We start from the raw sequence: 26,583 nt of genomic DNA on the forward strand, positions 1-26,583 counted from the left end.
GTATGACCAATTCGCGGGTATGAACAGCCGCTCCTTCCCCCTTTGTAGCTTATACAGAGATACTGTGCTCATGATCATGAATCGTAGTAAATGATTGAGTGAGCCTATTGCTCTTCTCTTGTTTAAATACGGATACAAATGGTTTTCTTTAAATAGCTGCAAAAAATCCCGTGCAGACAGGGATCATTCTCCTTCCGCACGGGTCATGCTTAGCGTAACACTAGCTCTGTACGCCTTTATTAGATCTTTTTACTAGCATGTTTTGCAGGCACTATTGCCAGGGCAATTGCGGCGATCAAACCTGGAATCGCATATGCGATGAAATTCACTTGCATAGGTAACGCAACCGATAAAAGGAAACCGCCCAAAATGGGGCCAAGCATCCCACCAATTCGGCCGATACCTGACGCCATGCCTAAAGCTGTCGATCTTATATAGGCAGGATAGTACTGGGATACATAAGCTTGTACGATATTTTGCGAACCAATTGTAGCAGCGCCTGCAATAGCGACCAATAAATAAATCACGAACGTATTCCCGCCAAATCCAAGCAGCGTTAAAGCAACGGCCCCTGAAGCATACATCGGAACAAGCATCTTTTTAGAGCCGTATTTATCACATAGCCGGCCGATGATAAGGGTTCCTATAATGGCCCCGCTTTGAAGAACAATAAGGAAACCTAAGCTTGAATTCAGAGCATATCCTGCTTCAATCATTAACTTCGGCAGCCACGTATTCAGCCCGTATATCATCAATAAGCAACTGAAAAAAGCAATCCAGAACATGATTGTACTTAATGCTCGCTTCTCCCTAAATAAACCAACAAGAGGAACTTTCGTCTCCTTTGCTTGTACTTCCATAATCTCATCATTTTTATGCAACGCGGCGTCAGGGTTTACCTTTGAAAGAATAGCGAATAATTCTTCTTTTTTCCCTTTTCTGATGAGGTGACTCGCCGTTTCCGGTAACTGTCTATACATGAAAGGCAGAACCAGTAACGGCAGCCCTGCAACCCAAAAGATGAATTCCCATCCGAAGGTCGGCATCAATAAAATTCCTAATAAAGGGGCAAGTATCCCCCCGACAGAATAGCCGCATAACACGATGGATACGATCATACTTTTCATGGACTTAGGTGCATAATCTGTCAACAAAGCGATAACGTTTGGCATAATGCCTCCAAGCCCTAATCCTGCTAAAAAGCGATAAATAGAAAAAAGCGTTGGCGTTTCAGCAAAACCACATAAAAATGTAAATACACTAAAAAAGAGTAACGTAATGGCAATGACGTTTTTTCTTCCAATACGGTCAGCCAGTGTTCCAAAAATGATTGCACCAAACATCATGCCAAATAGTCCATAGCTTCCCATTGCCCCTGCTTCTACTGAAGTAAGGTTCCATTCTTCAATCAAGACAGGGACAACCGTTCCATAAATGACCAGGTCATATCCATCAAAAAGGATAATGAAGAAACACCATGTCAGCAGGCCAAAATGAAACCGATTAAATTTGCTGTTTGCTATGAGCTCCGCTGCGTTTATCTTTGCCATAATATTCACCCTTCAACTCCATTTACATCAAGCATCATGATAACACTATTTGCAAAAAATTGATGAAAGGGAGCCCTCTTTAAAAGGAAACAAAAAGGAACATTGTTTTCCATTTCATTCATCACTCTTTTCCATTTATTTATGTTTGTACGTTACAAAAAAAGTGGTTTGGCTTCCCTTTCTCAATATTACATGTGCGCTTTCACATTATTTTTTATAACCATGGAATGGATCAACAAATTGGAAATCTTGGTCTGTCCGATTTTTCATAATCGTATTGCGAAGAAGAATGGCTTCTCGGTTTGTACTATGAATAATTTCACCCCACGTTCTTGCACTTGTTTGCACATGAGCCGTACGTGGCATTCGTTCTTTTTGGTATTCGATAAATGCCTGCTCCAAATTGTCACCGTGCTTATGAAGCATATCTGCTAAATAAGAGGCATCTTCCAGTGCCTGACACGCGCCTTGTGCTAAGTATTGCAGCATCGGATGAGCCGCGTCGCCTGTAAGTGTTATACGTCCTTTTGTCCAATTGCTGATTGGATTACGGTCATACATCGGCCAGCGGCGTTGACGTTGAATGAAGGCAATAGCGGTTTGAACAGGCTCACAGCTTCCAGCAAAAACTTGATCCATCTCTTCTGGCGTTCCCCATTGATCTGTTTTTTCAATTTCCGGTTTATATTGAGTGCTTTTAAATACGACAACTTGATTGTAAAGCTCTCCTCTTCTAACGGGGTATTGAACAAGATGCAAGTTAGGCCCAATCCACATGTACACATCATCGAGATCACCATGTGTTGTCACATCTTCTATCGGAATTGCCCCTCGGTATGCTACGTATTGAGAACACACAGCTTGGTCTTCAACAAACAACTTCCGCGTATTAGACCATATTCCATCTGCACCAATAACCGCTTTTCCCGTATGGCGGTCTCCATTAGCAGCCGTTACAGTGACACAGCTTTCAGCTTCTACTATTTTTTCGATTTTTTGATCGGTCACCATCTCAATATACGGGTTTTCTTCACAAGCTTCGACGAGAACTCGGTGAAGATCTGAACGATGTAAAACGATATAAGGCGCCCCATATCGTTCTTTATAACTATCACCAAGGTCTAAAGCGGATAATTCCTCTCCGCTAAAGGCATCCATTAAGACAAGCCTTTTTGGAAAAACGGCAATCTCGCTAATTTTATCCATAACGCCTAAACGTGTTAAAACATTCGTCGCATTCGCTGCTAGCTGGATTCCTGCACCTACCTCTCCAAACTCAAGTGCCTGTTCAAGTACCTTGACCATTTGTTTTATTTTCGCGATCCCAAGAGCTGTAGCCAATCCACCAATGCCACCGCCGACGACGATCATGGGACCTGGATAATCTTGTTGACTATCTTTTGTAAAATTCTTCACACCTTTTTCTGCCATTAAAGGGCCCTCTCATTTCTCAAGCGTTTATTTTTCTAATTTAGAAAGGTTTCACTTAACCAATACCAATATCGAGATGATAATAACCTTCCACTTTTTCATTTTGTCTATACACTCCTTAATTCTCGTTCAGATAGCTGCCAAATAACGAATGTCACTCTCGCTATTCAATTAAAGTAACAGGAACGGAGGAAATAACCCTATTTTTCATTTCCTACACTAAGACCATAATCAAAATAAAAAGCCGATTGTTTTTTAGAAACAATCGGCTTTTATAAGGGAATGGGAACGGCTCCTAGTTTTAGAGTTACTTTCGACTTCCCTGTTTTGTCATGGCACAAAATAGTGCGTGATATGTCGCTTGTATAGAGCCGTTTTGTTGAAACTGCTCTTCATATAACCGGATCATACTGCGAAAAACGCGAGGGCTTTGACTCGACACCCCGTCGTTGCTGTTGGCTGCTCCGATTTTGCGAACAGAATCCAGAAAATCGCGGACGCTTGAAAACCGTTCTATGTAATGCGCTTCCTGCATGGAAACAGGACCATACAGTTCACATAATGCCTTTAGTTGCTGTGGCGTAAAAAATGACTGTCCGATGGCCCTATTCTCTTTCAATGCCAAACTTCTTACTGCCTGTTGGAATGAATAATGAAGCTCTTTAAACGTTTCATTGCCGAATGTCGTAAACATCATAGTGCCGTTATCCTGCAATGATTGGAACAAACGCTCTATCGTTCCTTGCAAATCATTCATCCACTGAAATGTTGCATTTGAAATAATGACATCATATCGCCCTGAAAAATCAAGTTGCTCAATGTCTCCGCATATAAAAGCAGCTTTTTCGGCTCCTATTCTTTTTTTCGCCTGTTCAATCATATCCGGTGCAAAGTCAACCGATATGACAGAAGCATAGGGAAAGGAGTTTACTAGTTGTTCTGTCACATATCCTGTCCCGCAGCCCAGCTCTAAAATAGAAAGGCGGGCCTGTGATGTGTAAATTTGACACAGATTTTGAATAAGCACATCCCCCATTTTCTTTTGCACATTCGCATATTCGTCATAGGTTGAGGCCGCTTTATTAAAACGTTTTTGAAGCAGCGATTTGTTGATCATGTTCGTTCCCCACTTCTGCAAATTGTTGAATTAGATGAGCACATTCCTTCGCTCTTGTAATAGGAAGCGCATGTCCAGCATCCTCCCATACATGTAAACAGGCATTCGTTCTTTTATCAATGTAGCGGGCAGCTTCCACTGAACAGACACGATCCTTCTCTCCATGCAGCAAAAGAAGAGGAACAGGTATTGTAGAAAGAAGTGGCCTTACGTCACGATGTATCAAGTAATCCAGCCCTATAGAAAGCGAGTTTGTATCGTCCTTTGCAAAATGTGCACGCACGGCTGGAAATGACTCCTTCCATATTTGTTCAGTAGGTGAGAACATACTTTCATCAAACCTATTAAGAGCACCGTCCGTTTCTATCTGTACACTCTGCTTTAGTCGGTCCACAAACTTAGCTTTCCACCCTGCATAGTCAGTATCTTGCGTAAATCTTGCGGTCCCTCCTATGAGCACTATACCGCATACAGGCTCTTGTGACGCTGTTCCTAATGCAGCAATAGCACCAAGCGACCAGCCGATCAAAATAACCTTCTTTTCTTGCCGAATGATATGACGAACACGATTTTCTATATCCCCCGTCCTTTTCAAATGATGCCAATTTATAAATCGAATACGGTAAGAGGATAAGTGCTTGCACATTTCATCCCAAACCGGGGTATCCATCCCCCACCCTGAAAGCATAATAAGTGTCGGTCTCATGAAGAAATAACACCTTCTCTTAGTCCGGTTTCTGTTATGACCTTTACCGCCCATTGTATATCTTCAGGTCTATGATCAGATGTAACAGTCAAACGAATGCGCGAACTGTTTTCTGGAACAGTCGGTGGACGAACAGCAATGGCTGCAATCCCTTTTTCCTGCAGCATCTGACTGAAGCTAATCGTTGCTTCATTTGATCCAATGACAATAGGTACGATGTGAGTACTGCTGCTCCCCGTATTAAATCCCGCTTGCTTTAATAGGCCGCGAAGCAATGTTCCATTTTGCATAAGCAAAGCGCGTCTGGTTGATTCATCACGGACAATTTCAATGGCGCGTTTAATAGAGCCGACAGTACTAGGCGGCATCCCTGTTGTGAAAATAAAGCTGCGCATTGTGTTTGTTAAATAATCCATTAACAGCTTGCTTCCTGCCAGATAGGCTCCGCTACAGCCAAGCGCTTTGCTGAAAGTGCCCATATGAAGATCAATGCGTTCAGCCAGCTCCTGAGCGAGACCCGCCCCATTTTGACCATACACTCCACTTGCATGAGCCTCGTCAATCATAAGAAGAGCATTGTATTTTTCTTTTATATGCACAAGTTCACGCAAATACGCCGTATCGCCGTCCATACTAAACACTGTGTCGGTTACAATGAGCTTTCGTTTATTGGCAGGCGTCTCCTGAAGAAGCTTCTCTAAATGCTCTAAATCGTTATGTTTATAACGCTTTTGCTCAGCCCGGCTCAATATAATTCCATCTGTAATGCTGGCATGGTTCAGCCGATCACTGTATACAACATCATGTCTTCCTAAAAGGGCGGACAACGCTCCCAAATTGGCTGTATATCCGCTGCCAATGAGCAAAGCGCTTTCCGTGCCTTTCCAGTTTGCAATATCTTGTTCTGTCTCCTCATATAGAGGATAATTGCCGACAATCAATCTTGAAGCTGTTGCACCTGCTCCGTACAGAGAAACAGCCTCTATCGCAGCTTCTATTACTCTTTTGTCACCCGCCAAACCTAAATAGTTATTGGAAGCTAGATTCAATAGCCTTTTTCCATCTTTTATAATCCAGCAATCAGGACCGTTTTCTGTTACATGAAGTTTTCGAATTTGCTGACGCTCTTCCCTGAGTGCCAATTCGCTCTGCAAATATGGATACCAATTCATGCAAGCCACTCCTCCAGCTTAGAAATATGAATAGAATACTCTGCGGCTTCAAGTGCATATTCTCTTGCAAATTCTTTACCTAGCCAAGGAATCATTCCTAAAACAGGTACACCGCTGAACTGTTCAATCATATCTCGGTTTTCTTTTACCCTCTCCAGCGCTTTCTCCCGATATCCTGAAAGAATTACTCCGGCAACCTTCAAACCTCTTGCCTTAGCACATTCGATTGTCATTAACGTGTGATTTACGGTACCAAGGGTCGGGCGGGCAACAATAAGGAGAGGCATACGAAGAGCTTGAGCAAAGTCTGCTACTAGTGCGTCTTCGGTATATGGAACCATTAAACCACCCGCCCCTTCCACGATGATATACTCGAAATACTCTTGTATATTCTTGCAGCATCTTACAACGTCTGCCAAAAACACTTGCTTTCCAGCACGCTTCATAGCCAAGCTAGGAGCGAGCGGCTCCTTGACAGAATATGGACAAATATGAGAAGCATATGTCTCTACTCCAGATAAATATTGTAAGCGGGATGCATCGCCTGCAGGGTCACAGGAAAGATGTCCGCTTTGAATTGGCTTACACACGCCGACGTCATACCCTCTTTTTCGTAGAACACCTGCTAATGCCCCTGCCACAACCGTCTTCCCAACCTCTGTATCTGTCGCCGTTACAAAGAACCCTTTCATCCTTCTCTCTCCGTTGTATCTACTATTGCTTCATACAAAATGTCAATCATTTCATTCAGTTCTTCTATAGTGGACGCTAGCGGAGGCATAAACACGATCGTATTGCCGAGAGGACGAAGAAGCATACCTAGTTCGCGAGCGCGGCGACATGTCCGTCCCCCCACGCGCTCCGTCCAAGAGTACGGTTCTTCCGTTTCTCTCTCCTTCACAAGCTCAATGCCTACCATAAATCCTTTTTGTCTAATATCACCTACATGTTTTAAACGATAGAAAGCTTGCAATCTGTTTGCTATATACACTGACTTATTAGCAACCTCTTGGACAAGATTGCTTGTTTTAAACAGTTCCAAATTTGCAAGAGCAACTGCGCATCCTAGCGGGTTTCCCGTATAGCTATGACCATGAAAAAATGTTTTTTGCTCCTCATAATCCCCTAAAAATGCATTATAGATTTCATCTGTCGCAACCGTTATAGCTACCGGTAAATATCCCCCAGTAAGCCCTTTTCCTGCTGTCAATAGATCCGGTGTTACGCCTTCATGCTCGCAAGCAAACATCTTCCCTGTTCTTCCAAATCCTGTTGCCACTTCATCCGCTATGAGTAGTACATTGTATTGCGTGCAGAGTTCGCGTAGTCCTTTTAAATATCCTTCAGGCATGACAATGATTCCGCTTGCGCCTTGTACAATCGGCTCTACAATAACTGCCGCAATTTCATCCGATTGCTCTCGTAATAACTGCTCCATTTCTTTAAGGTTCTTTTTAACAATCTCTTCTTGTTTATACGGGGAACGATAGGTATAAGGATAGGAAAGCTTAATAGAAGGAAATAAAAGCGCATGAAAGGTTTCATGGTACAAATCAATGGCACCGACCGAAACAGCACCGATCGTATCCCCGTGGTAGGCTTCCTTCATCGTAATAAATTTATGTTTTCCCTTCTTTCCCTTATGCTGCCAGTATTGAACGGCCATTTTAATCGCAATCTCTACTGCCGTTGCTCCTGCATCAGAATAAAATACTTTTTTGAGCCCCTTTGGCATGAGTTCAATCACCTTTTCAGCAAGCAGAATAGATGGTATATTGGCCATGCCAAGCAGTGTAGAGTGTGCAATTTTTTCTAACTGATCCGTAATCGCATTATCGAGCTCCTTCACTTGATGACCATGTACGTTCAGCCAAATAGAGGAAACACCATCCCAATAAGCATTTCCTTGTATATCATATAGCTTTCTTCCCTCCCCGCGTTCAATAATGAGCGGGTTGTCCTCCATGTATTCTTTCATTTGTGTAAACGGATGCCACAGGTATTCCTTATTTTTTTTGGACAATTCTTCATACGTATACGTAAGTGAAGAGTGTGTAGAAGTTGTTTTCATGCATTACACCTCTTTAGTTAACCATATTTAAAATTAAGTTAACATAAAAAAGAGAATTGTGTCAATATACTATAATCTAATTGTACAGTCTTCAAAACTATGCTTTGACGCCTTTTAATCGCTGAAAATAAAGTAGTAGTTGGAGGTCAAACAGGAACATTGTGTAAATAAAAAAAGACCCAATCTTTTAGACTGAGTAGGGGGAGACTAAAGCGAAAAAATAAATGGTTTGCAAAAAGGGTTGACCCATGGTGGCGGATCAGCCTTTTTTGCATGATTGATTCTTCCCTTAACACCCTTCCCTTACCGGTTGTTTACAGAGATGAGGCTTCCTGCTTCATTGATCACAGCCTTACGTCTTACACGATCTCTACAGGCGTAGATTATTCTGGACTGACATGTCCGTTGCATGCATTTACTCGTTTGACTCCAGCTGCTTTTAGTTTGAATTTTGATATTTTAAAGTGATCTCTTTTATATAATCCATTGTTACTTTCGTAGCTTGTTCGGGAGAATAACTTAAACGATTATTGAGGATTGTTGTCAGCATCCCCTTCCATACTAGAACAGCTACTTGTAAAACAAAGTCTATATTCTCCTCATTAAAATTTTCATCTTTTGCTGCTTCGATAAGCAATGGTTTTGAGCGTTTCGCTATATCATGTTCTAACATAATATTTTTAAGTTGGTCAGGAAACTTATCGAAGTCATTGCTGTATATACTATAGTAATGTTTTATTAATTCATTTGGATGTTCTCCTAAATCAGATATGAAAATAGCATGATAAATTTGTGGTTTAGCAAAAGAATGTTTACAAAAACACTCCCAAGAAACTAAGTATTTATCTAGAGGCGTTTTTGCCTTTTGAGTGTAAGTAGAAAGATCTTTATTATAATCATCTAAGAATCTCATCGAGGCGAAAAAAATCAAGTGTGATAATTCTTTGAAATAATTATAAATCGTTGAACTCGTATAGCCAGCTATGTCTGCAACCCTTCTAGCAGTTACATGCTCAATCCCTTTTTCTTCTATATTGTCGTATACATTTGTTATATCTGGTATTAGAATCTTGTTCTTATATAACCAGTTAAAAGTGGTGATAGGGAATAATTAATAAACCTCGCTGGATTTCAACGAGGTTTTTCGAATCGTTTTGGTTCACCTTTCGATAAAGGGTCATTCGGGACATCCCGGCTTTTTCAACTGCTTCAGAGATTGTAGCTCCTTGATTATAATATCATTTTAGTTAAAAAATAATTCTAAGCATATTCAAATATATACAAGCTCTTTTTCATTTTTTAATTTCTTAATTGTTCTCATTATATGATCATCTTTTTCAACTCGATTTCCCTCTTTATTAAACACCATTAATTTGTCAAAAGAGAAATGAACATCCACATTTTCACTAATTTCATCCCAACAGCTCTGTGTTCTAACATTTAAATTACCAATCGTTGTTTTCACACGATATATTGTCTCTCCACCAAGTTGCTCTGCTGTAAGGATTTTCCCAGATATTTTTACATCACTGTCAATTTGATTCGTGTTCACAATGCTAATATCTTCTGGGCGTATTCCTAAATACATATCATCGTATTCAATGATATTTGTCGGCGGTGAACCGATAAATTGCGCTACAAATAAATTTGCCGGATTCGTATAGATCTCTTTCGGCTTACCTTGCTGCATGATTTCTCCTTGATTCATAATAATGATATACGATCCCATTGACATTGCTTCTACTTGATCATGAGTAACATATAAAAATGTTGTTTTCAACTGTTGATGCAGTTCAATTAATTCTTGTCTCATTTGGTTTCTTAGTTTAGCGTCTAAGTTTGAAAGGGGTTCATCCATCAAAAAAGCATGTGGGCGCTTAACAATTGCACGGGCAAGAGCAACGCGTTGCCGTTGTCCACCTGATAATTGAGCTGGACGTTTATTCGCATGATCTGTAAGTTCTACCATTCTTAAGACATTTTGAACGACTTCTTCTCGTTCTTGTTTAGGTACTTTTTTAATTTTAAGTCCATATTCGATATTCTTATATACTGTCATATGAGGGTATAGTGCATAGTTTTGAAAGACCATCGCAATATTTCTATCTTTTGGTTCCTCAAATGTGACGTCTTCCTCATTAATAAGCAAGCTGCCGCTTGTTGGTTCTTCAAGACCTGCAATAATTCTTAGTAATGTTGATTTTCCACATCCTGAAGGCCCTAGTAGAATGGTAAACGAGCCGTCAGGAATTTCTACATCAATGCCTTTTAATATTTCATTAGAATGAAAAGATTTTTTTATATGATTAATATTTATTTTTCCCATTTTTCCAACTCCTAAAGTAGGCTTAAACAATATTGAATTGATTATTTAATTCCAAATCGCACAAAAGAATCGACTACTTGTCTCTGTAATACCAGATAAATAATTAAAATAGGAAGACATGAAACTGTTGTCGCTGCCATAAGTGAACCCCACAGATTAACATCTGAATTTACGAAGGATTTTAATCCGATTTGGATTGGTGCATTTTCCATCTGCTTCGTTATGAGCATTGGCCATAAATATTCATTCCAACCGTTAATAAACAATAAGATACCGAGTGAAGCTACCGTTGATTTAATATTTGGTAATATCACATTAACTAAAATGCCGAAATCACTTTCCCCATCAAGTCTTGCTGCTTCGATCAACGCAATAGGAAATGCTTTAAAACTTTGATAAAGTGATAGTATAGCAAAGGTCGATACAGCAAACGGCAATACTACTCCTAATAATTGTTCATTCAATCCCATTTGATTGATAAGCACATAGTTTGGAATCATAATCGCTTGAAATGGAATTAACCATGATAAGCTAAGCAAAGAGTAAATGAATAAGCTTCCTTTAAATTTCCAGCGTACAAGCGCGTAACCTGCTAAAAGACTGGTAATAAGCTGAAGTGCTGTCATAAGGATTGAAATGATGAATGAATTAAACATCATTTTGACAATCGGCATTTCCGAAAAAGCATAAACATAGTTTTCAATCGTAGGTTTTAAAGGAATGAATGAAGCAGTAAAAATCTCTGATTCATTCTTGAACGATGAAATAACCATCCAATAGATAGGAAAAATTGCAATGATGCACATGATAATTAATAAAAGATGTTGGATCACGCTTATAAACTTTACTTTTTTCTTCATTTTCATGAACTCCTATCTTAATTATCATAAAATGCAAATTTTCTAGAAACATAATTAAGTGTTAATGCGATTATCGCGAAAACGAAAAAGAACAAGATCGCAGCTGCTGAACTTAAACCAGCATTCAGATTTGAAAATCCGTATTTATACATTTCGTAGTAAATATTTGTTGATGAACCAAAAGGCCCTCCAGCTGTTAAAATATCAATATATGCAAATGTAAACTGACTTGAAAATAGAATACTCATCGTCAGCATAAAAAGAATAGTTGGCGATAATAAAGGTAATGTAATATCTATAAAACGTTTAAACCTGCTCGAACCGTCTAAAGATGCTGCCTCATAATAGTCTTTGTTTATGCCTGTTAAAGCAGCGGAAAACATAATTGTACTAAAACCAATTAAACTCCAACCTGTCATAAATAAAATGATCCATTTGGCAAAACGCGGATCTGAAAAGAACGCAATATTATCCTCAATTAATCCTATTTTTAATAAAAGGATATTCACTAAACCATTGGTAGGATGAAATAACCATCTCCAAATTGCACTAACAGTAACTGGCGCTAAAATCATTGGGATAAAAAAGAGAACGCGATAAACATTTTTTACTTTCCCGACCATATCATGTGTAGAAACCGCCAATAATAATGGAATGATAATAGAAAAAGGCAGTAAACCAATTGTATAAAAGATTGTGTTTTCGATTGATATTACGAAATCCTTCGTATTGAATAAACGGAAGAAGTTTTCAAATCCAACAAATTCAGGTATAGTTCCTGGTACCATACTCCACTTTTGGAAAGCTAATAAAAAAGTTTGAAGTAACGGTTTATACATCCAGATGCCAAGCAACAATAGAGCCGGAAATAAATAGAAATATGGTTTGAGCTTTTTTCTTATCTTGGCTGTTTTCGATACACTTTTTCTAATAACGGGGGTTTTATTTGACAATGGCGGTTGATAATTATTTTCGAGTAATCTACTCATACCGTTTCCCTTCTTCAAGCAATGTTATAAATGTGCTGTAAAAATTTAATTTAGATTTACAGCACATTTTTTTATAGGTAATCTAAACGAATGTTAAGACTCTTTATTTGATCATTTCGTTTATTTGATTTTCGGCTTCTGTTAACGTCTCTGATACATCTGCATCTGTTGATACTGCTTTTACAATCGCATCCATAAAGATCGATGAAGCTTCTGTTGCATACTCCCCTGGCCAAATGGCTACTGGATGAATTTGTTCTAATTGTTCTAGATTGATTTTATATAACGGATTTTTTTCAACAAAATCTTTCAAGTATTTCGGATCATCTGCGAGTCCTGTGCGTAAAGGCAAGTAACCTACTTCTGAAGTAATAATCGTATAGCCTTCATCCCCTGTTACAAACTTAATAAACTCCCAAACCGCCGCATTTTTTTCTTGTGAGTCTGGTCTTACCGCTAAAACACTTCCTGAGTTTACTGGCACTGATTTTGCTTCACCGAATTGTGGAAGTTCTGCACCATATAATTTCCAACCACCAGCTTCAGCAGCCTTTTTAAACCCACTATGCAAAGCTGTAGACGTAATATACATTCCTAGGTTGCCCGCCATGAACTGTTCGGGTAATTCCGTGTCAGTACCGACTGCATGCGAACCATTTTGATAGAGATCTTTCCACATTTCAATGGCTTCAACGCTTTCTTTACTAGCAAACTTTGCTTCCTTTCTATCCTCAGAAAGCACTTCGCCACCATTACTCAAAATAACCCCTTCTGTTGTCCAACCGTTATTCGGAGCTAAGCCAAAACCATCTTTTCCAGTTGCTTCTTTAATTTTTAAAGAATACTCTTTTACTTCATCCCATGTTTTAGGTGGGTTGTTTGGGTCTAAGCCAGCTTCTTCAAATAATTTTCCATTAATAAAAACAATTGGGGTACTAAATGTAAAGGCTAATCCATACATCTTGCCATCAATTTTTCCTAATTCTAATGCATTAGGAGAAATACTATTAAAATGTTCTTCCAATTCATTTTTAGGAAATACATCTTCATAGGCTTTTAGACCCAGTGTTTCTTTTGAACTATCTAACGTTCCAAAGGCATGTTGAATAACATCTACTTGTTTTCCTGCAGCTATATCAGCTTTAAACTGCTGCGTTGTCTGATCTGCAATGCCTTCAACAATAACGCCTTTTTCCTTCCCAACCGTGTCATTAAATTCTTGAATTAAATGCTCCATTCCACCTTTCATTGTTGGAAAGCCTAAACTATACGAATAAAAAGTAACTTTCGTTGGATTCTGTGGATCTAATTTACCTAATTCTGCTTCACCTGAAGTTTCTGTAGATGCTGAACATGCACTCAAAACTGAAAATACGAACATAGCAACAATAAATAGTGAAAAAAACTTTTTAGTAGATTTCATTTGTCGTATCCTTTCGTTCAAAAAAATTTTTTATTTAGAGTGTAATTCTTGCAATTCTTTCAAAGAAAAACTAAACAATACTGTTATATCATCAGGGAATCTTACTGTTTGAACAGCAAGTCCATTTTCATCAACCGTACATAAGCTGAAACCCGTTCGATCATTCATTTGCATGCTCTCGTTACTAACATGACCACCAAATGCCATACCATCTGCGGTGGATAACAGAATTTTACCAATATTACTCAATTTATTCTGGTGGGTATGTCCACTTAACACGGCGATTACATCCATATCACAAATGATGCTTAGAAGTTCCTTAGAATTAGTAAGAGCGTGACCATCTTTCACTTCACCTACTTCAAGTGGGTGATGAACGACCACTAAGCTGCCATTTTCAGCTGGAGTTTTTAGTACATTGGCGAGCCAATCCAGCTGTTCTGAATCAACCATACCAACGCCGCTATGATCATAGCTTGAATCCAGGACAATTAGTCTGTAACCATTGATATTCGTTTCATAGAAAAGTTGATCTGTACAATTCACTTTCCCTTCGTAACCTTCCCAATACGCAGCCGTAACGTCATGGTTACCAAGAGCTGTATAAACAGGGATGTCTTTTACATGATCCTCGATGATTTGTTTAAAGTATGCATAATCGCTTGCGTTACCCTCATGTACCAAATCCCCACTAATTAAAATGAAATCCGGCTTTTGTGTTAAAGATTTTACATTTTCTAAAACTTTGATTAAGTTATCTGACGGATTACTATTTGGTCGATCCATCTTTTCTAGTAGACTACCTTTGTATTCTTGCAAAATGTGTGTATCTGTAATATGGAGAAAATTAAGTTTGCTCATAAAAATACCTCCGGCTCGGCTATTATTTTTTAAAAATCAAATATTTCATAGAACACTTATTCTAAACAAAAATCTTTAATGCTTTCTCGTATTTCTTCTGTTATGCCAAATTCTTCTGCAAGATATGTATCGAAATTTCCATATGTCCTTACGATAGAATCCATTGATGCTTGCAGATAATTTTCTTGCAAAAGAAACGCATCTCTAAATCGGGCAAGTTCCTCTTTAGATACAATTTGAGCAACTTCATCAAATATTTGTTTATGATAATTGGCTAACGTATGGTTCGATAACAAGAAATCTTCTATTACCATTTCATATGGTACACCAAGTGTCATAAGTATGAGCATTGCACCGACGCCCGTACGGTCACGTCCGCCCGTACAATGATGAACAAGCGGCAAATTTTCTTCCGGTCTTTGGAGAAGTGTCATAAGTCTTTGATACGACGCATTTTGAATAGGCATTCTACCATATAAATTTGTGAACATCTCACTCGTTAATACACTAACCATATTTTCTGTATTAGAAGCGGTTTGGTCGTGACTATTTACTGGAACTCGTTCGTTTTTCGCTTGTCCTATGATCGGGTCTGGTTTACTGTCTGCCTCACTATTGCTACGGTAATCAAAAACAATCTTTAGGTTTAATGCTTCTAAATAGGTTAAATCTTCTTCCTTTAATCCCGTTAATTCAGCTGCACGGAATAAAATCCCTTTTTTTACCTTTCTTCCGTCTATAGTCCCTAAACCACCCATGTCACGAAAATTGAATACACCTTTAAGAGGCAATAAACACTGTGGTATCGTTTCTTCTGTCATTTACATCACCCTCAAGTCATTAATAAATAGATTTTTTACTATTTCCCCTTAAATTTCATGATAGAAAGGAGCCTTAAATACTAGCAGTTATTCGGCCAGTGAGTACTTTTCTAATGTGGACACCCCATCAAGATCAATTACTTTAAAGTTCGTTTCCCCATCTTTAACGGTTACCAAGAGGATATGATCAATGGATCCTACCCCTTCACCGTGCCAGCATGCACCTGTTCTTCCCATTTGAATATGATCGTGACCGTTTCTTTTCATAACCTCTAACTGATGAAGATGTCCGGCAAACATTGTGTATGTTCTATTCTTCAGCATATCCTCAAGACGTTTGTACTGCGGGTCTGTTGTTTTCCATGATGGCTTATGCATTAATACAAAAGTCCAGTTTACATCTTCGTTCTCTTTTAGAACATTTTCAAAAAAAGCAAGCTGCTCATTGCTGATATTTGGAACATTTCCTTTTTCCAAATCCTCGCTTGAAAATTGACTCATCATTTGATTAAAAAATTCTTGAACATGCTCCTTTGATTTTTCAGGCTCACGCTTCACAGCTTCAGTCACCTTACGAAATCCGTCGAGAAAGTCATCTGACATTGCACCTGGTGACTCTTCAGTGTTAACAAATAAAAATAGTGCATCATGATATCGGAATGCATAGTATTCAAAGCCTTTACGCTCACGCCAAACCTTTACCATCGTTTCATTCCCATAATCATGATTTCCAACAACATGAAAAAAAGGAAGTTCGATTTTTTTTAACAGATGATCAACATAATCCCATTCCTCATTTGCTTCTGCTTCACTATTCCAATAGCCTTCAATTAAATCTCCCACAGATAACACAAAATCTGGCTTTAATGCTTGAACAAGCTCTAGACCTTTTTCAAACAGTCCCGGAGTTGTAATACCGCAGCGGTCACCTACAACAGCAAAGGAAAAATCCCCTGTCTCTGTTGGCTTTAATTCACCAAACCATGGGCGCTTATCAGCAGTAAACTTTTCATTTTCGTAATAAATTTCAATCGCTTTTTTTTGATCTATTAATTTATTCATCAGGATCCTCCTTTTCAATATCTATCATTCTTTTTCAGTATGCCAGTAGCATGTTAATAGCATGTTAATCTGATGTAAATGATTTATTTAATTAATCAGAAATTGTTAAAAAATATTAAAGTTTGTAAATACCTGTTTTTTTCCTTAAAAAACTATGCCGAATGGGTATAATAAAATGATATGAAGCTTCAACATGAATCATTTCACTGATACTACTTCTTGTTTGACACATTAAAAAGACATGAAAAAATTGTAGGGAAAATTCCCTTATTAAAATTTCTATTTATTTTATAGTTTGAGCGAAAGGAATTTAAAATGATGTCTACATCTCTTATTGATACTGCTTACACAACAATTCGACAGAAAATTCTATCCTGTGAATACATGCCGGGAAGTCTGTTATCTATATATAAACTTGCAGAGGAGCTGGAAATGAGTCGGACTCCGATTTCCAATGCGATCGCTCGCTTGGAATTAGAAGGTCTTGTCGTTGCATTAAAAAATAGAGGGGTAATGGTAAAAGAAATCTCTTCCAAAGAAATTATCGAAATGTTTGAGGTGACTTTTGCTCATCAGATGTATGTGCTAGAATTAGTCGAACATTCCGATCTTTACACGTTTATTATTAGTGAGTTAAAAGATATATTAGACCGTCAACTAAAAGAAAAAGAACAAGGTAGCTATTTCGAATATGCCAATCTTTCACTATCATTTATTAGAAGCTTCATATCCACTTCAAAAAACAATGTGATGTTGCAAATTATGGATGCACATCGAGATAAAATTTTGATGAATTCCGTTGCAAGCTATAAACTTTATCCAAAACAAAGACTTTTCTCAGGTGCACATTATAATCGGGCAATCTACAAGGCATTAGTAAAGGAAAACTATGAAGAGGCTAGACAATTATTAAACGAATGGCGCCAAAAAACGCGTGAAAGAGTAATGATGAGTGGTTCATTTTAAGATCTAGTAGTTTAGGATCAAGTCAAAGCAAATCAACCAAGTGCTTTTTCAAAAAATCCTTGGCTGCTTCTCCTGTTGGTTCTAGTACAAAAAGAATCAGACAAACAAACCATCATAAAAAAATTAATACCGAATTTTCATGGTATAAAAACTAGAAATATTCAGTATTAACCTTATATTTTAACAAAATTTGAGGTTTGCACCAGAACCTTGTAACCGCCTGATAACTTTGAACACTTTTTGCAAAATTGAAGTGAACACTTTTACTGGAATTTGTGGGTGCACGTTGTCACTTTACATGGAGCCTCTGTGGGCAAGATTATGAGCCATGAAGCCAGATGAATCAAAGAATCTGGCTTAGCCGAAGTAGGCTATCATGCCCGCCTCTCCAGATAAAGTGCACGTCTCTACTGGAAAATAATGTTCATTCTTATTCAGCATTTTTAGGTAAGAAAGTGTCCATTTCTACTTGGCGGTTACACCATGCAGGCGATGCTTACTTTCGCTGCCATGAACCTCAGAAAAATGGCAAGCTGGTCGTGGAAAACATCACGACCAGTTTGAATAGATCCACACAATAACGCTAAAAAGACAAAGCCGCCTCAAATCGAAGATTTGAAAAGCGGCTTTGTTGACAGTCTGAAATGCCTTTATCCTAGTATGGGATTAAGGCATCTTTTCGTTTGTCGATAATCTTGTCTATTTAAACATCGTTTTAAAGGGACTAACACCTTAATTCGTTATAATAGCTGCTTCTTTTTAAAGTATTTCCACATTCCAAAAGTTAATAGAACTAGAAATGAAAAGATAAGAATCGTTGCAATGGGAGAATCCTGATAAGGCAAAGGAACATTCATTCCAAAAAAACCTGTCACAAATGTTAAAGGCAGCATGATCGTTGATATCAATGTAAGAACGTTTAATTTTTCTGAGGATTTTGCATTGATGATTGAATAATAAGTATCCAGTGCACTGTTTACTAAATCTCTAAATGTTTCTGTTGCGTCTACAATACGCTCCAGATGATCAATCAGATCCGTATAAAATGGAACGTTTTCTTCTCTAATATCGAACTTCCATTTCCCATCAACCGTTAAAAAGATTCTACGCTGCGGGAGGATCACTCGCCGAATTAATATGATGGTGCGTTTTAACGCCAGAAACTCTTCCGTTACTCCTCTTATTGCTTCATCATAAATTTCATTTTCTAACTCATCAATCCGAATACTAATTCGGTCAAGAATAGGGAAATATTCATCGGTGATCCCATCAATTAAAGCGTATAAAAGAAAGTCCGCACCCTTATTCATATATTTTGTATTCTTAGAACAGATTGCGTCCATTTGTCCAAGCCATTTTAACTTGCGCTTGTGAATAGTTACCACATAGTTTGGACCAACAAAAACGTTCAGCTCAAGGGTGGTAATCTCATTATCACTATCCTCGTTATAACGAAGGGCATGGAGAACGAAAAATTTATAATCCTCATAATTATCCATCTTTGCCCGCGGGCTATCATGAAGGCAATCCTCAATCGCTAAAGGATGAAAATCAAAAATCTTTGCCACTTCATACAATTCATGGCTTTGTACATCATAAATATCAATCCACAACAAACTATCTGCATCGCTTAAATGCTTATTAACATCCGATAAGTTAATATTGGAGATCATTTCTTGTTTGTCATTGTCATTTCTATAAAGATATGTCTTAATCATCCATCATTCACCTCGTCTAATTTATTCGAGGCATTTAAAGGTTGCTAGGATCTTCTTTGGTGGTACAAGAGGAACAGGAACACTTTTGCTGCCTCAATCTTGTCATGTTCTTGAAAGTACCTATCGAATTTGGGTCATCAGTATCCATTTCCTCACCTCCAAAATTGATAAAAAGGCCCCCTTCAGGCAGAAAGGAGCCATAAAAAGCCTATAAATGCTTTAGTAGAATTTCCTATTTATAACGTGAATATAGGAATAATCGTTCTCTTATGTCCCGATTATATTCATTTTTACATAGAGATGCAACTTGATTTTTTTATATAGTTTTTCCTTTAGTGTCGATCTAACTATATACATAATAATCTTATATTCAATACCAAAACCATTATAATCTACTTTTCTCAGAAGTATTCTTACTACCTACGAGTTTATGGACAAACCTTTCAGGGGTGATAAAGGACATTGGGGAAAACCGAACTGTAGACATAAATTAAAAACCTGCTCGAAAACTTAGTTGAAACGGATCACACATCTTTGAAGAGCGTTGTATTAGATTCTTTTACTTGAAAAGAAACAAATCGATTGACCAGTGAAACTTAAAATAATCCATCATTTTCACATGCACCTCGCTTAAGGTTCAACATAAGTTGGTATATAGTACCACTACTAGCAAAAAATTTTTAGGAATAGGGGATACTTGATGAGCCATAACTATTTAGATTTATTAGCCTATTTTGGAATTGGCGGAGCGCACCCTGGTGGTTTTCCTTTAACAAAACTCCTCTTGCAAGATGAATTCATTACCCCATGCAGTTCAGTTTTAGATATTGGCTGCGGGACCGGACAAACAGCCGCTTTTCTCCACCAAAAATATGGTTGTCAAGTGACAGCCGTAGATAATCACCCCATTATGCTTGACAAAGCAAGAGAACGCTTTAAGAATCAAAAGTCAACCGTACAAGTGATCGAAGGAGATGCACAAAAATTACATTTTGAAGATAATAGTTTTGATTTCATTCTAGCGGAATCTGTTATTACGTTTACTGCTATTTCTAAGACGTTAAATGAACTGTTCAGATTATTAAAAAAGGATGGACGGATGATCCTAATTGAAATGACCGCGGAAAAACCCTTATCAAGAAAAGTACAAAAAAAAGTGTGCACCCTATATGGCATACACGAAGTTTTGAGCGAAGAGGAATGGAAAAGGACACTGCAACAGATCGGGTTTACACACATCGACATGATAAAACCCTCTTCTGAACTCATCCAAACGGACATTACGGATATAAATCCATCGAAAAATCTTAGCGATGAATTATATGATCTATGGGAAAATCATCACTCTTTTATCCATCAATCCACCGTCCCTCTTGGTTTTCGTGTGTTTCGGTGTGGTTTCAACTAATTTTTTATTTTTCCTGATTAGTTACTTATATGGAAACTTAGATCCGGCGATCAACTCTTCAGACGTTTTAGCGTACAATTCGTTATTCTGAAAAGGACCGTGACGCATTTGATAGGAATCCACGATTTGAAACCCTATATGATACCCAATCCATTTCGGAAGTTGTCGATGATCACCATATAAAAAAAGATCGTGTTTTTCCTTCCCCATCACAGTCAATGACGGAACAAAGTGACGCTCCCACAATCCTATGCTCTCTTCATATGAATAAAGATGGGCCCATGGGGCTAACCACTTTTCGCCATATAATTCTTTAACGGCAAACTCCCCGAGTCCTTCAATAATAAGCGAATCTTTTAGAGATAGCTTTTCATTCTTTATATCTAAATAGGCTAACCGGCACACATGGTTATATTCATGAGCGAATATAGCCTTTATTTCTTCTCTTACTAGATCAGGCGATAAAAATAAAAAAATCGCTCCCATAAATGTTACCCCATTTTTTTTAATACCATTTTTCCTCGCTGGAAGGTGAGCATTTTTAATTGGAAAAATAAAGATCGGAGCCTCTGGACCATTCCATTTCTTTTTTAATCGTTGGTATTCCTGATTCACTAGTCTCCACGCGTTGATTTTTTCCATCTTCTGAACAGCCGTTACAATCTCTTTCCATTCCCCGGGTTCACATAATCCTTGTTCTAATAAGTGATAATGCAGTTCTTCAGCGCTTATTTTAGAAAACCAGTCTTTTAGTGGATCACATAAAGTCTCACATTGAATAAAGTAGGGCTCTCTTGATGGTTGTTCTTTGCATGCTTTCACGAACGTATTCAGCCATGTTTGTGTCTCTATAACCGACAAATGTCTCCCCCCTTTTTTACGCATACGTACTTTCTTATTTATATGATCTCGGATGTCTCATTATTAAAGGAGGACACTATATTTTCATTTTAATAAATATAGTGCGTAGATGAAGACAAGTGTCTATTACGAAATCTCATTTTCTACATATGTTAATAATATACATGCAAGCATGTAAATAAGATTAAAAGGAGGATATGTATGCCCTATTCAAATATGTATAATCGTTGCTGTAAATACCACGGGAAAATGGTCAGAATAACAGATCGTAATGGCCGGGTTCATGTGGGAGAAATTACTAGAGTTAATAAGGATTATGTTTGGCTGCGTCCTAAAAGCCCTGGAGGCTTTGGCTATGGATTTTTCGGAGGATTTGGAGGCGGATATGGTTATCCATTGGCTCTCGGTTTCATTACGGGGATTGTCTTAGCAACGGCGTTCTTCTGGTAATCTTCATTTTCAATCTTTAAGCCATTCTTCTCTCGATATGTGCTATCAAACACCCTTAGCCATTCTAGCAGCATTCTTCATAGACAGAGAAGTTCAAAAATTTTGTATAAAAATAAGCCCTGATCCGGACGGATCGGGGACTTATTTTTTCTTTTTTTGCATTGACAGCATTATAGATAGCAGCCGTAAATGCTTCACGTGTTGCATGATGATTATTGTAGAATTTTCACCTTTGAAAAGACCTGTTTTATCGATTGAAACCTTCGTCACGATGTCCTCATATGCTCAGTGACTTTAACTGATGTCTTTGTATGTAACGCATGATGGAGGATGGCCACCATTTCGTTACGTGTCATTTCTTCCTCATGATGAAATGTTTTATCATCAAATCCCATAATGATCCCCGCTTCATGTATTGCTGCGATATCATAAGCGAAACGATAAGATTTTGGTATATCTGTAATGAACAGTACAGCGATTTGGATCATTTTTTAAACCCTTCTTCATCTTTAAAAACAGACATTCATTCGCCAGTGCCGCTGCCCATATTATTTCCGACATTTGTCTTTTTTTGAAGCAAGGCATAAACGGCTATCAAACAGGCTCCTGCCACACCTGCCAGCAAATCGGTCATTATATCCTTACTGCTGTCTTCTTTCAGTATAGTGGTAACGGACCCAACAAATTCAATGCTTTCCCAAATGGCGCTTCCCGTCACAGCGAATGAGAAAACAAATGTAAAGATCATCCATCGGGAAATATCCTTTTCTGCCCGTACAGGTATGAAAAGTGAATACATTGTCATGCCAACAAAGGCCATAAAAACACTTCCGAAGAAATGAAGAGTCGTATCCCACCAAGGAAAACGATCATAAAATTTCAGAATGGCTCCCAAAAAGAACGTACAGAACAGCAAAATATAAAAACTAATGATGAGAGACAAACTAAATGGGATTTTTTTCAGAAAGAGAAGCAATATAGGCAGCAAACTGACTAAAATTCGGCCAAGCGCATCTAACCAGCTAGCAGAGTCTCCATTTAAAACCTTGAAGATAAAGGCAGCAGCCATTAAGACAACAAAAGAGATACTTAAAATCAGGATTGCTTTCTTTTTCAATATGATTCGCCTCGTCTATAAAAGTTCTGATTAGTATGTTCAACACGATGTAATTTATCCGTAATCCTTTTCACTTTTGCTCATAAGCCCTTAATCGCTTATTGAACTGGAATTTTTCCAAGCCGTATCAATCCATCTGAAAAGATTAGCAAGTTTATACCCCGTTCAAATGATCTCCAGTTAGATGCCGATCCTCATGTTCACTGCCTATAGAACGTTTAATTTTTCATTATAGTGGCAAGATACAGAAGCAACATTCATAAACAGGAGGATCAATAGATTGAATTTAAACGATATAATGACCTTTCACGTTACAGGTATAACAGAAAAAATGAAAACGACTGTAAAAGCAAAGCAACATGAAATTATCATTGATGAACCGCCTATTTTAGGTGGAAACGATGAGGGGCCCGACCCGCTTTCTTATCTTTTGGCTTCTTTGGCAGGGTGTGAAAATATAGTGGCCGCTATGGTAGCACAGGAAATGAACTTTGATCTTCAGTCAATGAAGTTTGATGTGAAAGGCCGCTTTGACCCGCGAGGAATGCGAGGAGGAGCAGGAGCACAAGTCTTTTTTAAAAAAGTATGGCTTAAAGTAAGCGTCGCAACAAATGAATCAGCCGAGCGGATTGCTGAACTGAAAGAAAAAACAGATGCCCGCTGCCCCGTTCTGACGATGATGAGGGCAGCCGGCATTGTATTAGAAATAGAATGGGTTAAAGGATAACAAGCGGATACGATAGAGAACACGCTAAAACATGCTTCACATTTTGATTATGTTCTAACACCTTCACTCATTTATTGCATTCCATCAAAAAAAACCGTTTGGAAAATCTAAACGGTTTTTATATAGCAATATTTAACCAAATTCTCATTTTTACAAGCGTTCACTGTAAAAACCGTCGGGCTTGAAGGAAGACAAAGTTGATTGCGTTTCTCTTTTTTCTTTTTCATCAAGTAACATTCTTTCAACCAGTTGTTCAAACCATTTCTTGTCATCCGTCTGAATGGCCAGATCAATTAAACAATCCCAATCTTCTTTTTCAAGTGTTAATGGAAGTTCTTCAATACGATCAACGGTAAATAGTTTCGGTGTTGGTTTTATCGCGTACGTCACACCTTCAACCTGATTTGCTACTTTAGTAATAAATACTTCGTTGCGTGCCACCGAGATGTTCTCAATAAAACCGACCACGTGATAATTATCGATCTGAGCAGTAATCCAATCCCCTCTTTTTAACATGCTCCTTGCCCCTTCCTGTATTTAGTCTATGTCAACTGATATTTCTTTATTTAGCCGTACCAATTAAATTAAAAACGTGTTTACATCTATAAGTATTCTTCTATTATCATTATCTCATGTCACCTTTTTAAATCAATGAACAATAATTGGAAACGCTTTCAATTTTAAAAATATTTCTACTTATCTTAAAAACTTTATCTTCCCTTAAGAAAATAATACACTAAATCTAGTAAAATGAACAGAGGAATTCCGTTTTTTCTTTTGCTCTTTTTGGGTATACAGTATAAAAAGGAGAGATTCATATGAATAAAACTACTTATTTTGAACTTCATAAAGACTATTTGCTCAGACTTGACAAACAAACAAGAAAACACGAATTAGAACCGTTTGAGACCGTTCAACTTCATATGTATCACTGGCTGCAAAAGGATCGAGGACTCTCATCTGATCAGGCACAAGCGATTATTGATCATTCTACCGTAAGCCGCATATTAGAAGAAAAACGTCGATGGGAGTAGCGCAAACCGTGCAGAATTAACCGGACAAATATACATCTTCCTTTGTTGATATTTCACTCGGCTACACATAATTGGACAAATAAATTCAGAGTGAGAGCCCTTATCAGGATGAAGCGAGAGCGTCACGCCTTCATCCTCCATTTACAATAGCGCATACAACGTATCGTGATAGAAAGAGCAAAAAGAGTCTAACGTGTTGGCTAGACTCTTTTCTGGTCTTTCAAAAATTATATTCCTTTGTTTTTACTCTTCTATCCTGTTGTCAAATGCAGCAAATACTTTTTCAAATTCCTCGTCGTCCTCGATAATGGATAATTGCTCGTCCGCTTCAACTTTGAAAAAGAAAACTTCAATTTCTTCTTCTAGCTCTTCTTGATCTTCTTCTACAGATCCGACAGCTACGTATTCGTTTCCATCTAGACTTAACATGTCCAGCACTTCAAATTCTTGCTCTTGATCGTTTTCATCAACCAAAGTTAAGATATCGCCAGCTTCAATTTTTTCCATAGTGTCTTTCCCTCCCATATTTTTCTAAAAGTAATCAGACGAAAATAGTATTCCCCATAAGTTATCTTTTAAAAGAAAAACAACGATCTTATTGTTTAGGATATTTTCATTCTTTTGATGATTTTCTTGAAACGTATCCTTCCTCTGAAACAGCGAAGTTTATTCCTTTATGCATATACATATACATATACAAGCGAATATAATAAGTACACTGATAGGAAAGGCCGAACCATTTCCCGAAGTTAGCCAGCATGAAATCATCTAAATAACATTAAATATCTTTAGGGGGGGATATCAATGTTAGCCAGGATTTCGAAAAATGTATTTCTCTATGTTTCAAAAAATAAAGCTTTAAATACAGCCGCAAAGAAATGGGGACTTCAATTTGGTGCATCCCAAGTCGTAGCGGGAAGAACCATAGAAAGCGCGATCCATCACGTTCAACGATTAAATGAAAAAGGACTTCTTTGTACCCTCGATCATTTAGGAGAATTTGTTTCAAGCCGGGAAGATGCGATAAAGGCGACTGAATGGAATGTAAGAACATTGGAAGCCATCGCCAAGGCTGGTGTCAATAGCAACTTGTCAGTTAAAATGACCCAGCTTGGTTTAGATATTGACCGGGATTTCTGTGTCGAAAATATGCATCGAATTGTCAAAACCGCTAAAAAATACAATAACTTCGTCCGAATCGATATGGAAGATTACGCGCATTGCCAAATAACCTTAGACATTTTAAGAGAGCTGCGGGAAACGTACAGCAATGTCGGTACCGTCATTCAAGCTTATTTGTTTCGAGCCGAACAGGATGTGAAAGAGTTGAAAGGCATTCCCCTTCGTTTAGTAAAAGGGGCATATAAAGAATCTTCTGAAGTTGCTTATCAGGAGAAGAAAAAAGTAGATGAAAATTATATGAGAATCATTGAAGAACATTTATTGAGCGGAAGTTATACAGCGATTGCGACCCATGATCATCAGATTATTTCTAAAGTAAAAGAATTGGCGGAGCAAAATGAAATTAAGCGTGATCAATTTGAATTTCAAATGCTGTATGGTTTCAGAACAGAGATGCAAGTAAGTCTAGTTCAAGAAGGATATAAAATGCGCGTCTATATCCCCTTTGGCGATGACTGGTTTGGTTATTTCATGCGCCGGCTCGCTGAACGGCCTCAAAATATTTCCTTTGCGTTGAAAGGTTTTTTTCTAAAGAATTAAGATGTTTGTAATGACTGCAAAACGAAGGGATGAACCACTATTTATCCCGCATAAACGGGCAGTAAGACCCCCACTTCAAGACTTCTCAAAGAAAAGAAGGCTTCGTTAGGGATCAACTGCCCGTAAAAGCCCGATTGGTTCGGGCCAGGCTGAGCCTGGTCACTCAGGTATTACCTCGAGGACGCGGCGCT

General features: G+C 38.1%; 27 protein-coding genes. 6 read left to right on the forward strand and 21 right to left on the reverse strand.

Annotated features, from left to right (window positions below):
* Positions 1 to 239: 239 nt before the first annotated feature.
* The 15 genes from ACZYRN_RS11250 to ACZYRN_RS11320 all read right to left on the reverse strand — a co-directional run bounded on the left by ACZYRN_RS11250 (position 240) and on the right by ACZYRN_RS11320 (position 16,389).
* Positions 240 to 1,550 carry an MFS transporter gene (locus ACZYRN_RS11250; RefSeq protein ID WP_488911674.1) on the reverse strand — a complete coding sequence of 437 codons (1,311 nt, stop codon included), beginning with the start codon at positions 1,548 to 1,550 and terminating at the stop codon, positions 240 to 242.
* A gap of 207 nt (positions 1,551 to 1,757) precedes the next feature.
* Entirely contained in the window at positions 1,758 to 2,981 is a 1,224-nt protein-coding gene (locus ACZYRN_RS11255) for an FAD-dependent monooxygenase (RefSeq protein WP_488911676.1), read from the reverse strand.
* A gap of 307 nt (positions 2,982 to 3,288) precedes the next feature.
* Entirely contained in the window at positions 3,289 to 4,098 is an 810-nt protein-coding gene (gene bioC, locus ACZYRN_RS11260) for a malonyl-ACP O-methyltransferase BioC (protein ID WP_488911677.1), read from the reverse strand.
* A complete protein-coding gene (locus ACZYRN_RS11265; protein ID WP_488911678.1) occupies positions 4,064 to 4,804 on the reverse strand; it encodes an alpha/beta fold hydrolase in 741 nt (246 codons plus the stop codon). Before ACZYRN_RS11265 ends, bioC begins: the two co-directional genes overlap by 35 nt.
* Positions 4,801 to 5,976 (reverse strand): 8-amino-7-oxononanoate synthase, encoded by a 1,176-nt coding sequence (bioF, locus tag ACZYRN_RS11270; protein ID WP_488911679.1) that lies wholly within the window; start codon positions 5,974 to 5,976, stop codon positions 4,801 to 4,803. The genes ACZYRN_RS11265 and bioF overlap by 4 nt, the downstream gene beginning before the upstream one ends.
* Positions 5,973 to 6,668, reverse strand: coding sequence for a dethiobiotin synthase (bioD, locus tag ACZYRN_RS11275; protein ID WP_488911680.1), 696 nt, complete (start codon positions 6,666 to 6,668; stop codon positions 5,973 to 5,975). The genes bioF and bioD overlap by 4 nt, the downstream gene beginning before the upstream one ends.
* Positions 6,665 to 8,047: an adenosylmethionine--8-amino-7-oxononanoate transaminase gene (gene bioA, locus ACZYRN_RS11280; RefSeq protein ID WP_488911682.1), complete on the reverse strand. Its 1,383-nt coding sequence runs from the start codon at positions 8,045 to 8,047 to the stop codon at positions 6,665 to 6,667. Before bioA ends, bioD begins: the two co-directional genes overlap by 4 nt.
* A 439-nt stretch (positions 8,048 to 8,486) precedes the next feature.
* The gene (locus tag ACZYRN_RS11285) at positions 8,487 to 8,960 is read right to left on the reverse strand and encodes a TetR/AcrR family transcriptional regulator (protein ID WP_488911684.1); all 474 of its coding nucleotides are present in this window, start codon (positions 8,958 to 8,960) and stop codon (positions 8,487 to 8,489) included.
* Between the two features lie 357 nt (positions 8,961 to 9,317).
* Positions 9,318 to 10,373 (reverse strand): ABC transporter ATP-binding protein, encoded by a 1,056-nt coding sequence (locus tag ACZYRN_RS11290; protein WP_488911686.1) that lies wholly within the window; start codon positions 10,371 to 10,373, stop codon positions 9,318 to 9,320.
* A 41-nt stretch (positions 10,374 to 10,414) separates the two neighbouring features.
* A complete protein-coding gene (locus tag ACZYRN_RS11295) occupies positions 10,415 to 11,233 on the reverse strand; it encodes a carbohydrate ABC transporter permease (RefSeq protein WP_488911688.1) in 819 nt (272 codons plus the stop codon).
* A 17-nt stretch (positions 11,234 to 11,250) separates the two neighbouring features.
* Positions 11,251 to 12,222: a carbohydrate ABC transporter permease gene (locus ACZYRN_RS11300; RefSeq protein WP_488911690.1), complete on the reverse strand. Its 972-nt coding sequence runs from the start codon at positions 12,220 to 12,222 to the stop codon at positions 11,251 to 11,253.
* A 103-nt stretch (positions 12,223 to 12,325) separates the two neighbouring features.
* A complete protein-coding gene (locus ACZYRN_RS11305) occupies positions 12,326 to 13,645 on the reverse strand; it encodes an ABC transporter substrate-binding protein (protein WP_488911692.1) in 1,320 nt (439 codons plus the stop codon).
* Positions 13,646 to 13,675: 30 nt separating this feature from the next.
* The gene (locus ACZYRN_RS11310) at positions 13,676 to 14,506 is read right to left on the reverse strand and encodes a metallophosphoesterase family protein (protein ID WP_488911694.1); all 831 of its coding nucleotides are present in this window, start codon (positions 14,504 to 14,506) and stop codon (positions 13,676 to 13,678) included.
* Positions 14,507 to 14,562: 56 nt separating this feature from the next.
* A complete protein-coding gene (locus ACZYRN_RS11315; RefSeq protein WP_488911696.1) occupies positions 14,563 to 15,327 on the reverse strand; it encodes a tyrosine-protein phosphatase in 765 nt (254 codons plus the stop codon).
* 87 nt (positions 15,328 to 15,414) lie between these two features.
* Positions 15,415 to 16,389 carry a metallophosphoesterase family protein gene (locus ACZYRN_RS11320; RefSeq protein WP_488911697.1) on the reverse strand — a complete coding sequence of 325 codons (975 nt, stop codon included), beginning with the start codon at positions 16,387 to 16,389 and terminating at the stop codon, positions 15,415 to 15,417.
* A 315-nt stretch (positions 16,390 to 16,704) separates the two neighbouring features.
* Here ACZYRN_RS11320 and ACZYRN_RS11325 point away from each other — a divergent pair, with 315 nt between their 5' ends.
* On the forward strand, positions 16,705 to 17,355 hold the full coding sequence (locus ACZYRN_RS11325; protein ID WP_488911698.1) for a GntR family transcriptional regulator: 651 nt from the start codon (positions 16,705 to 16,707) through the stop codon (positions 17,353 to 17,355).
* 740 nt (positions 17,356 to 18,095) lie between these two features.
* Here ACZYRN_RS11325 and corA read toward each other — a convergent pair.
* Positions 18,096 to 19,073: a magnesium/cobalt transporter CorA gene (corA, locus tag ACZYRN_RS11330; RefSeq protein WP_488911699.1), complete on the reverse strand. Its 978-nt coding sequence runs from the start codon at positions 19,071 to 19,073 to the stop codon at positions 18,096 to 18,098.
* A 700-nt stretch (positions 19,074 to 19,773) separates the two neighbouring features.
* Here corA and ACZYRN_RS11335 point away from each other — a divergent pair.
* On the forward strand, positions 19,774 to 20,481 hold the full coding sequence (locus ACZYRN_RS11335) for a class I SAM-dependent methyltransferase (protein WP_488911700.1): 708 nt from the start codon (positions 19,774 to 19,776) through the stop codon (positions 20,479 to 20,481).
* Positions 20,482 to 20,502: 21 nt separating this feature from the next.
* On the opposite strand, the gene ACZYRN_RS11340 is transcribed toward ACZYRN_RS11335, so the two are convergent.
* Positions 20,503 to 21,342, reverse strand: a complete 840-nt coding sequence (locus tag ACZYRN_RS11340; protein ID WP_488911701.1) for a DUF2268 domain-containing putative Zn-dependent protease — start codon at positions 21,340 to 21,342, stop codon at positions 20,503 to 20,505.
* 201 nt (positions 21,343 to 21,543) lie between these two features.
* Between ACZYRN_RS11340 and ACZYRN_RS11345 the strand changes: the two genes are divergently transcribed.
* Positions 21,544 to 21,792, forward strand: a complete 249-nt coding sequence (locus ACZYRN_RS11345; protein ID WP_488911702.1) for a hypothetical protein — start codon at positions 21,544 to 21,546, stop codon at positions 21,790 to 21,792.
* A 266-nt stretch (positions 21,793 to 22,058) separates the two neighbouring features.
* Here the strand turns inward: ACZYRN_RS11345 and ACZYRN_RS11350 are convergent, their stop codons facing one another.
* Both ACZYRN_RS11350 and ACZYRN_RS11355 read right to left on the reverse strand, forming a co-directional pair.
* Positions 22,059 to 22,280, reverse strand: coding sequence for an S-layer homology domain-containing protein (locus ACZYRN_RS11350; RefSeq protein ID WP_488911703.1), 222 nt, complete (start codon positions 22,278 to 22,280; stop codon positions 22,059 to 22,061).
* A gap of 35 nt (positions 22,281 to 22,315) precedes the next feature.
* Entirely contained in the window at positions 22,316 to 22,909 is a 594-nt protein-coding gene (locus ACZYRN_RS11355) for a DUF2238 domain-containing protein (protein ID WP_488911704.1), read from the reverse strand.
* Between the two features lie 298 nt (positions 22,910 to 23,207).
* Here ACZYRN_RS11355 and ACZYRN_RS11360 point away from each other — a divergent pair, with 298 nt between their 5' ends.
* Positions 23,208 to 23,636 carry an OsmC family protein gene (locus ACZYRN_RS11360; RefSeq protein ID WP_488911759.1) on the forward strand — a complete coding sequence of 143 codons (429 nt, stop codon included), beginning with the start codon at positions 23,208 to 23,210 and terminating at the stop codon, positions 23,634 to 23,636.
* A 150-nt stretch (positions 23,637 to 23,786) separates the two neighbouring features.
* Here ACZYRN_RS11360 and ACZYRN_RS11365 read toward each other — a convergent pair whose 3' ends face one another.
* Positions 23,787 to 24,152 (reverse strand): hypothetical protein, encoded by a 366-nt coding sequence (locus tag ACZYRN_RS11365; protein WP_488911705.1) that lies wholly within the window; start codon positions 24,150 to 24,152, stop codon positions 23,787 to 23,789.
* A gap of 302 nt (positions 24,153 to 24,454) precedes the next feature.
* On the opposite strand from ACZYRN_RS11365, the gene ACZYRN_RS11370 reads away from it, so the two are divergent.
* Positions 24,455 to 24,670, forward strand: coding sequence for a hypothetical protein (locus tag ACZYRN_RS11370; protein ID WP_488911706.1), 216 nt, complete (start codon positions 24,455 to 24,457; stop codon positions 24,668 to 24,670).
* 243 nt (positions 24,671 to 24,913) lie between these two features.
* Here ACZYRN_RS11370 and ACZYRN_RS11375 read toward each other — a convergent pair whose 3' ends face one another.
* A complete protein-coding gene (locus ACZYRN_RS11375; protein WP_488911707.1) occupies positions 24,914 to 25,177 on the reverse strand; it encodes a DUF1292 domain-containing protein in 264 nt (87 codons plus the stop codon).
* Positions 25,178 to 25,474: 297 nt separating this feature from the next.
* Between ACZYRN_RS11375 and ACZYRN_RS11380 the strand changes: the two genes are divergently transcribed.
* Positions 25,475 to 26,392, forward strand: a complete 918-nt coding sequence (locus ACZYRN_RS11380; protein WP_488911708.1) for a proline dehydrogenase family protein — start codon at positions 25,475 to 25,477, stop codon at positions 26,390 to 26,392.
* The last annotated feature ends 191 nt before the right edge of the window (positions 26,393 to 26,583 follow it).

The organism is Domibacillus sp. F004 (assembly GCF_057814295.1).

What these genes read in the sequence shown, in the direction of transcription:
- ACZYRN_RS11250 (WP_488911674.1), bottom strand. Translation starts at nt 1,550, where the DNA reads ATGGCAAAGATAAACGCAGCGGAGCTCATAGCAAACAGCAAATTTAAT.
- ACZYRN_RS11255 (WP_488911676.1), bottom strand. Translation starts at nt 2,981, where the DNA reads ATGGCAGAAAAAGGTGTGAAGAATTTTACAAAAGATAGTCAACAAGAT.
- bioC (WP_488911677.1), bottom strand. Translation starts at nt 4,098, where the DNA reads ATGATCAACAAATCGCTGCTTCAAAAACGTTTTAATAAAGCGGCCTCA.
- ACZYRN_RS11265 (WP_488911678.1), bottom strand. Translation starts at nt 4,804, where the DNA reads ATGAGACCGACACTTATTATGCTTTCAGGGTGGGGGATGGATACCCCG.
- bioF (WP_488911679.1), bottom strand. Translation starts at nt 5,976, where the DNA reads ATGAATTGGTATCCATATTTGCAGAGCGAATTGGCACTCAGGGAAGAG.
- bioD (WP_488911680.1), bottom strand. Translation starts at nt 6,668, where the DNA reads ATGAAAGGGTTCTTTGTAACGGCGACAGATACAGAGGTTGGGAAGACG.
- bioA (WP_488911682.1), bottom strand. Translation starts at nt 8,047, where the DNA reads ATGAAAACAACTTCTACACACTCTTCACTTACGTATACGTATGAAGAA.
- ACZYRN_RS11285 (WP_488911684.1), bottom strand. Translation starts at nt 8,960, where the DNA reads ATGAGATTCTTAGATGATTATAATAAAGATCTTTCTACTTACACTCAA.
- ACZYRN_RS11290 (WP_488911686.1), bottom strand. Translation starts at nt 10,373, where the DNA reads ATGGGAAAAATAAATATTAATCATATAAAAAAATCTTTTCATTCTAAT.
- ACZYRN_RS11295 (WP_488911688.1), bottom strand. Translation starts at nt 11,233, where the DNA reads ATGAAGAAAAAAGTAAAGTTTATAAGCGTGATCCAACATCTTTTATTA.
- ACZYRN_RS11300 (WP_488911690.1), bottom strand. Translation starts at nt 12,222, where the DNA reads ATGAGTAGATTACTCGAAAATAATTATCAACCGCCATTGTCAAATAAA.
- ACZYRN_RS11305 (WP_488911692.1), bottom strand. Translation starts at nt 13,645, where the DNA reads ATGAAATCTACTAAAAAGTTTTTTTCACTATTTATTGTTGCTATGTTC.
- ACZYRN_RS11310 (WP_488911694.1), bottom strand. Translation starts at nt 14,506, where the DNA reads ATGAGCAAACTTAATTTTCTCCATATTACAGATACACACATTTTGCAA.
- ACZYRN_RS11315 (WP_488911696.1), bottom strand. Translation starts at nt 15,327, where the DNA reads ATGACAGAAGAAACGATACCACAGTGTTTATTGCCTCTTAAAGGTGTA.
- ACZYRN_RS11320 (WP_488911697.1), bottom strand. Translation starts at nt 16,389, where the DNA reads ATGAATAAATTAATAGATCAAAAAAAAGCGATTGAAATTTATTACGAA.
- ACZYRN_RS11325 (WP_488911698.1), top strand. Translation starts at nt 16,705, where the DNA reads ATGATGTCTACATCTCTTATTGATACTGCTTACACAACAATTCGACAG.
- corA (WP_488911699.1), bottom strand. Translation starts at nt 19,073, where the DNA reads ATGATTAAGACATATCTTTATAGAAATGACAATGACAAACAAGAAATG.
- ACZYRN_RS11335 (WP_488911700.1), top strand. Translation starts at nt 19,774, where the DNA reads ATGAGCCATAACTATTTAGATTTATTAGCCTATTTTGGAATTGGCGGA.
- ACZYRN_RS11345 (WP_488911702.1), top strand. Translation starts at nt 21,544, where the DNA reads ATGCCCTATTCAAATATGTATAATCGTTGCTGTAAATACCACGGGAAA.
- ACZYRN_RS11350 (WP_488911703.1), bottom strand. Translation starts at nt 22,280, where the DNA reads ATGATCCAAATCGCTGTACTGTTCATTACAGATATACCAAAATCTTAT.
- ACZYRN_RS11360 (WP_488911759.1), top strand. Translation starts at nt 23,208, where the DNA reads ATGACCTTTCACGTTACAGGTATAACAGAAAAAATGAAAACGACTGTA.
- ACZYRN_RS11365 (WP_488911705.1), bottom strand. Translation starts at nt 24,152, where the DNA reads ATGTTAAAAAGAGGGGATTGGATTACTGCTCAGATCGATAATTATCAC.
- ACZYRN_RS11370 (WP_488911706.1), top strand. Translation starts at nt 24,455, where the DNA reads ATGAATAAAACTACTTATTTTGAACTTCATAAAGACTATTTGCTCAGA.
- ACZYRN_RS11375 (WP_488911707.1), bottom strand. Translation starts at nt 25,177, where the DNA reads ATGGAAAAAATTGAAGCTGGCGATATCTTAACTTTGGTTGATGAAAAC.
- ACZYRN_RS11380 (WP_488911708.1), top strand. Translation starts at nt 25,475, where the DNA reads ATGTTAGCCAGGATTTCGAAAAATGTATTTCTCTATGTTTCAAAAAAT.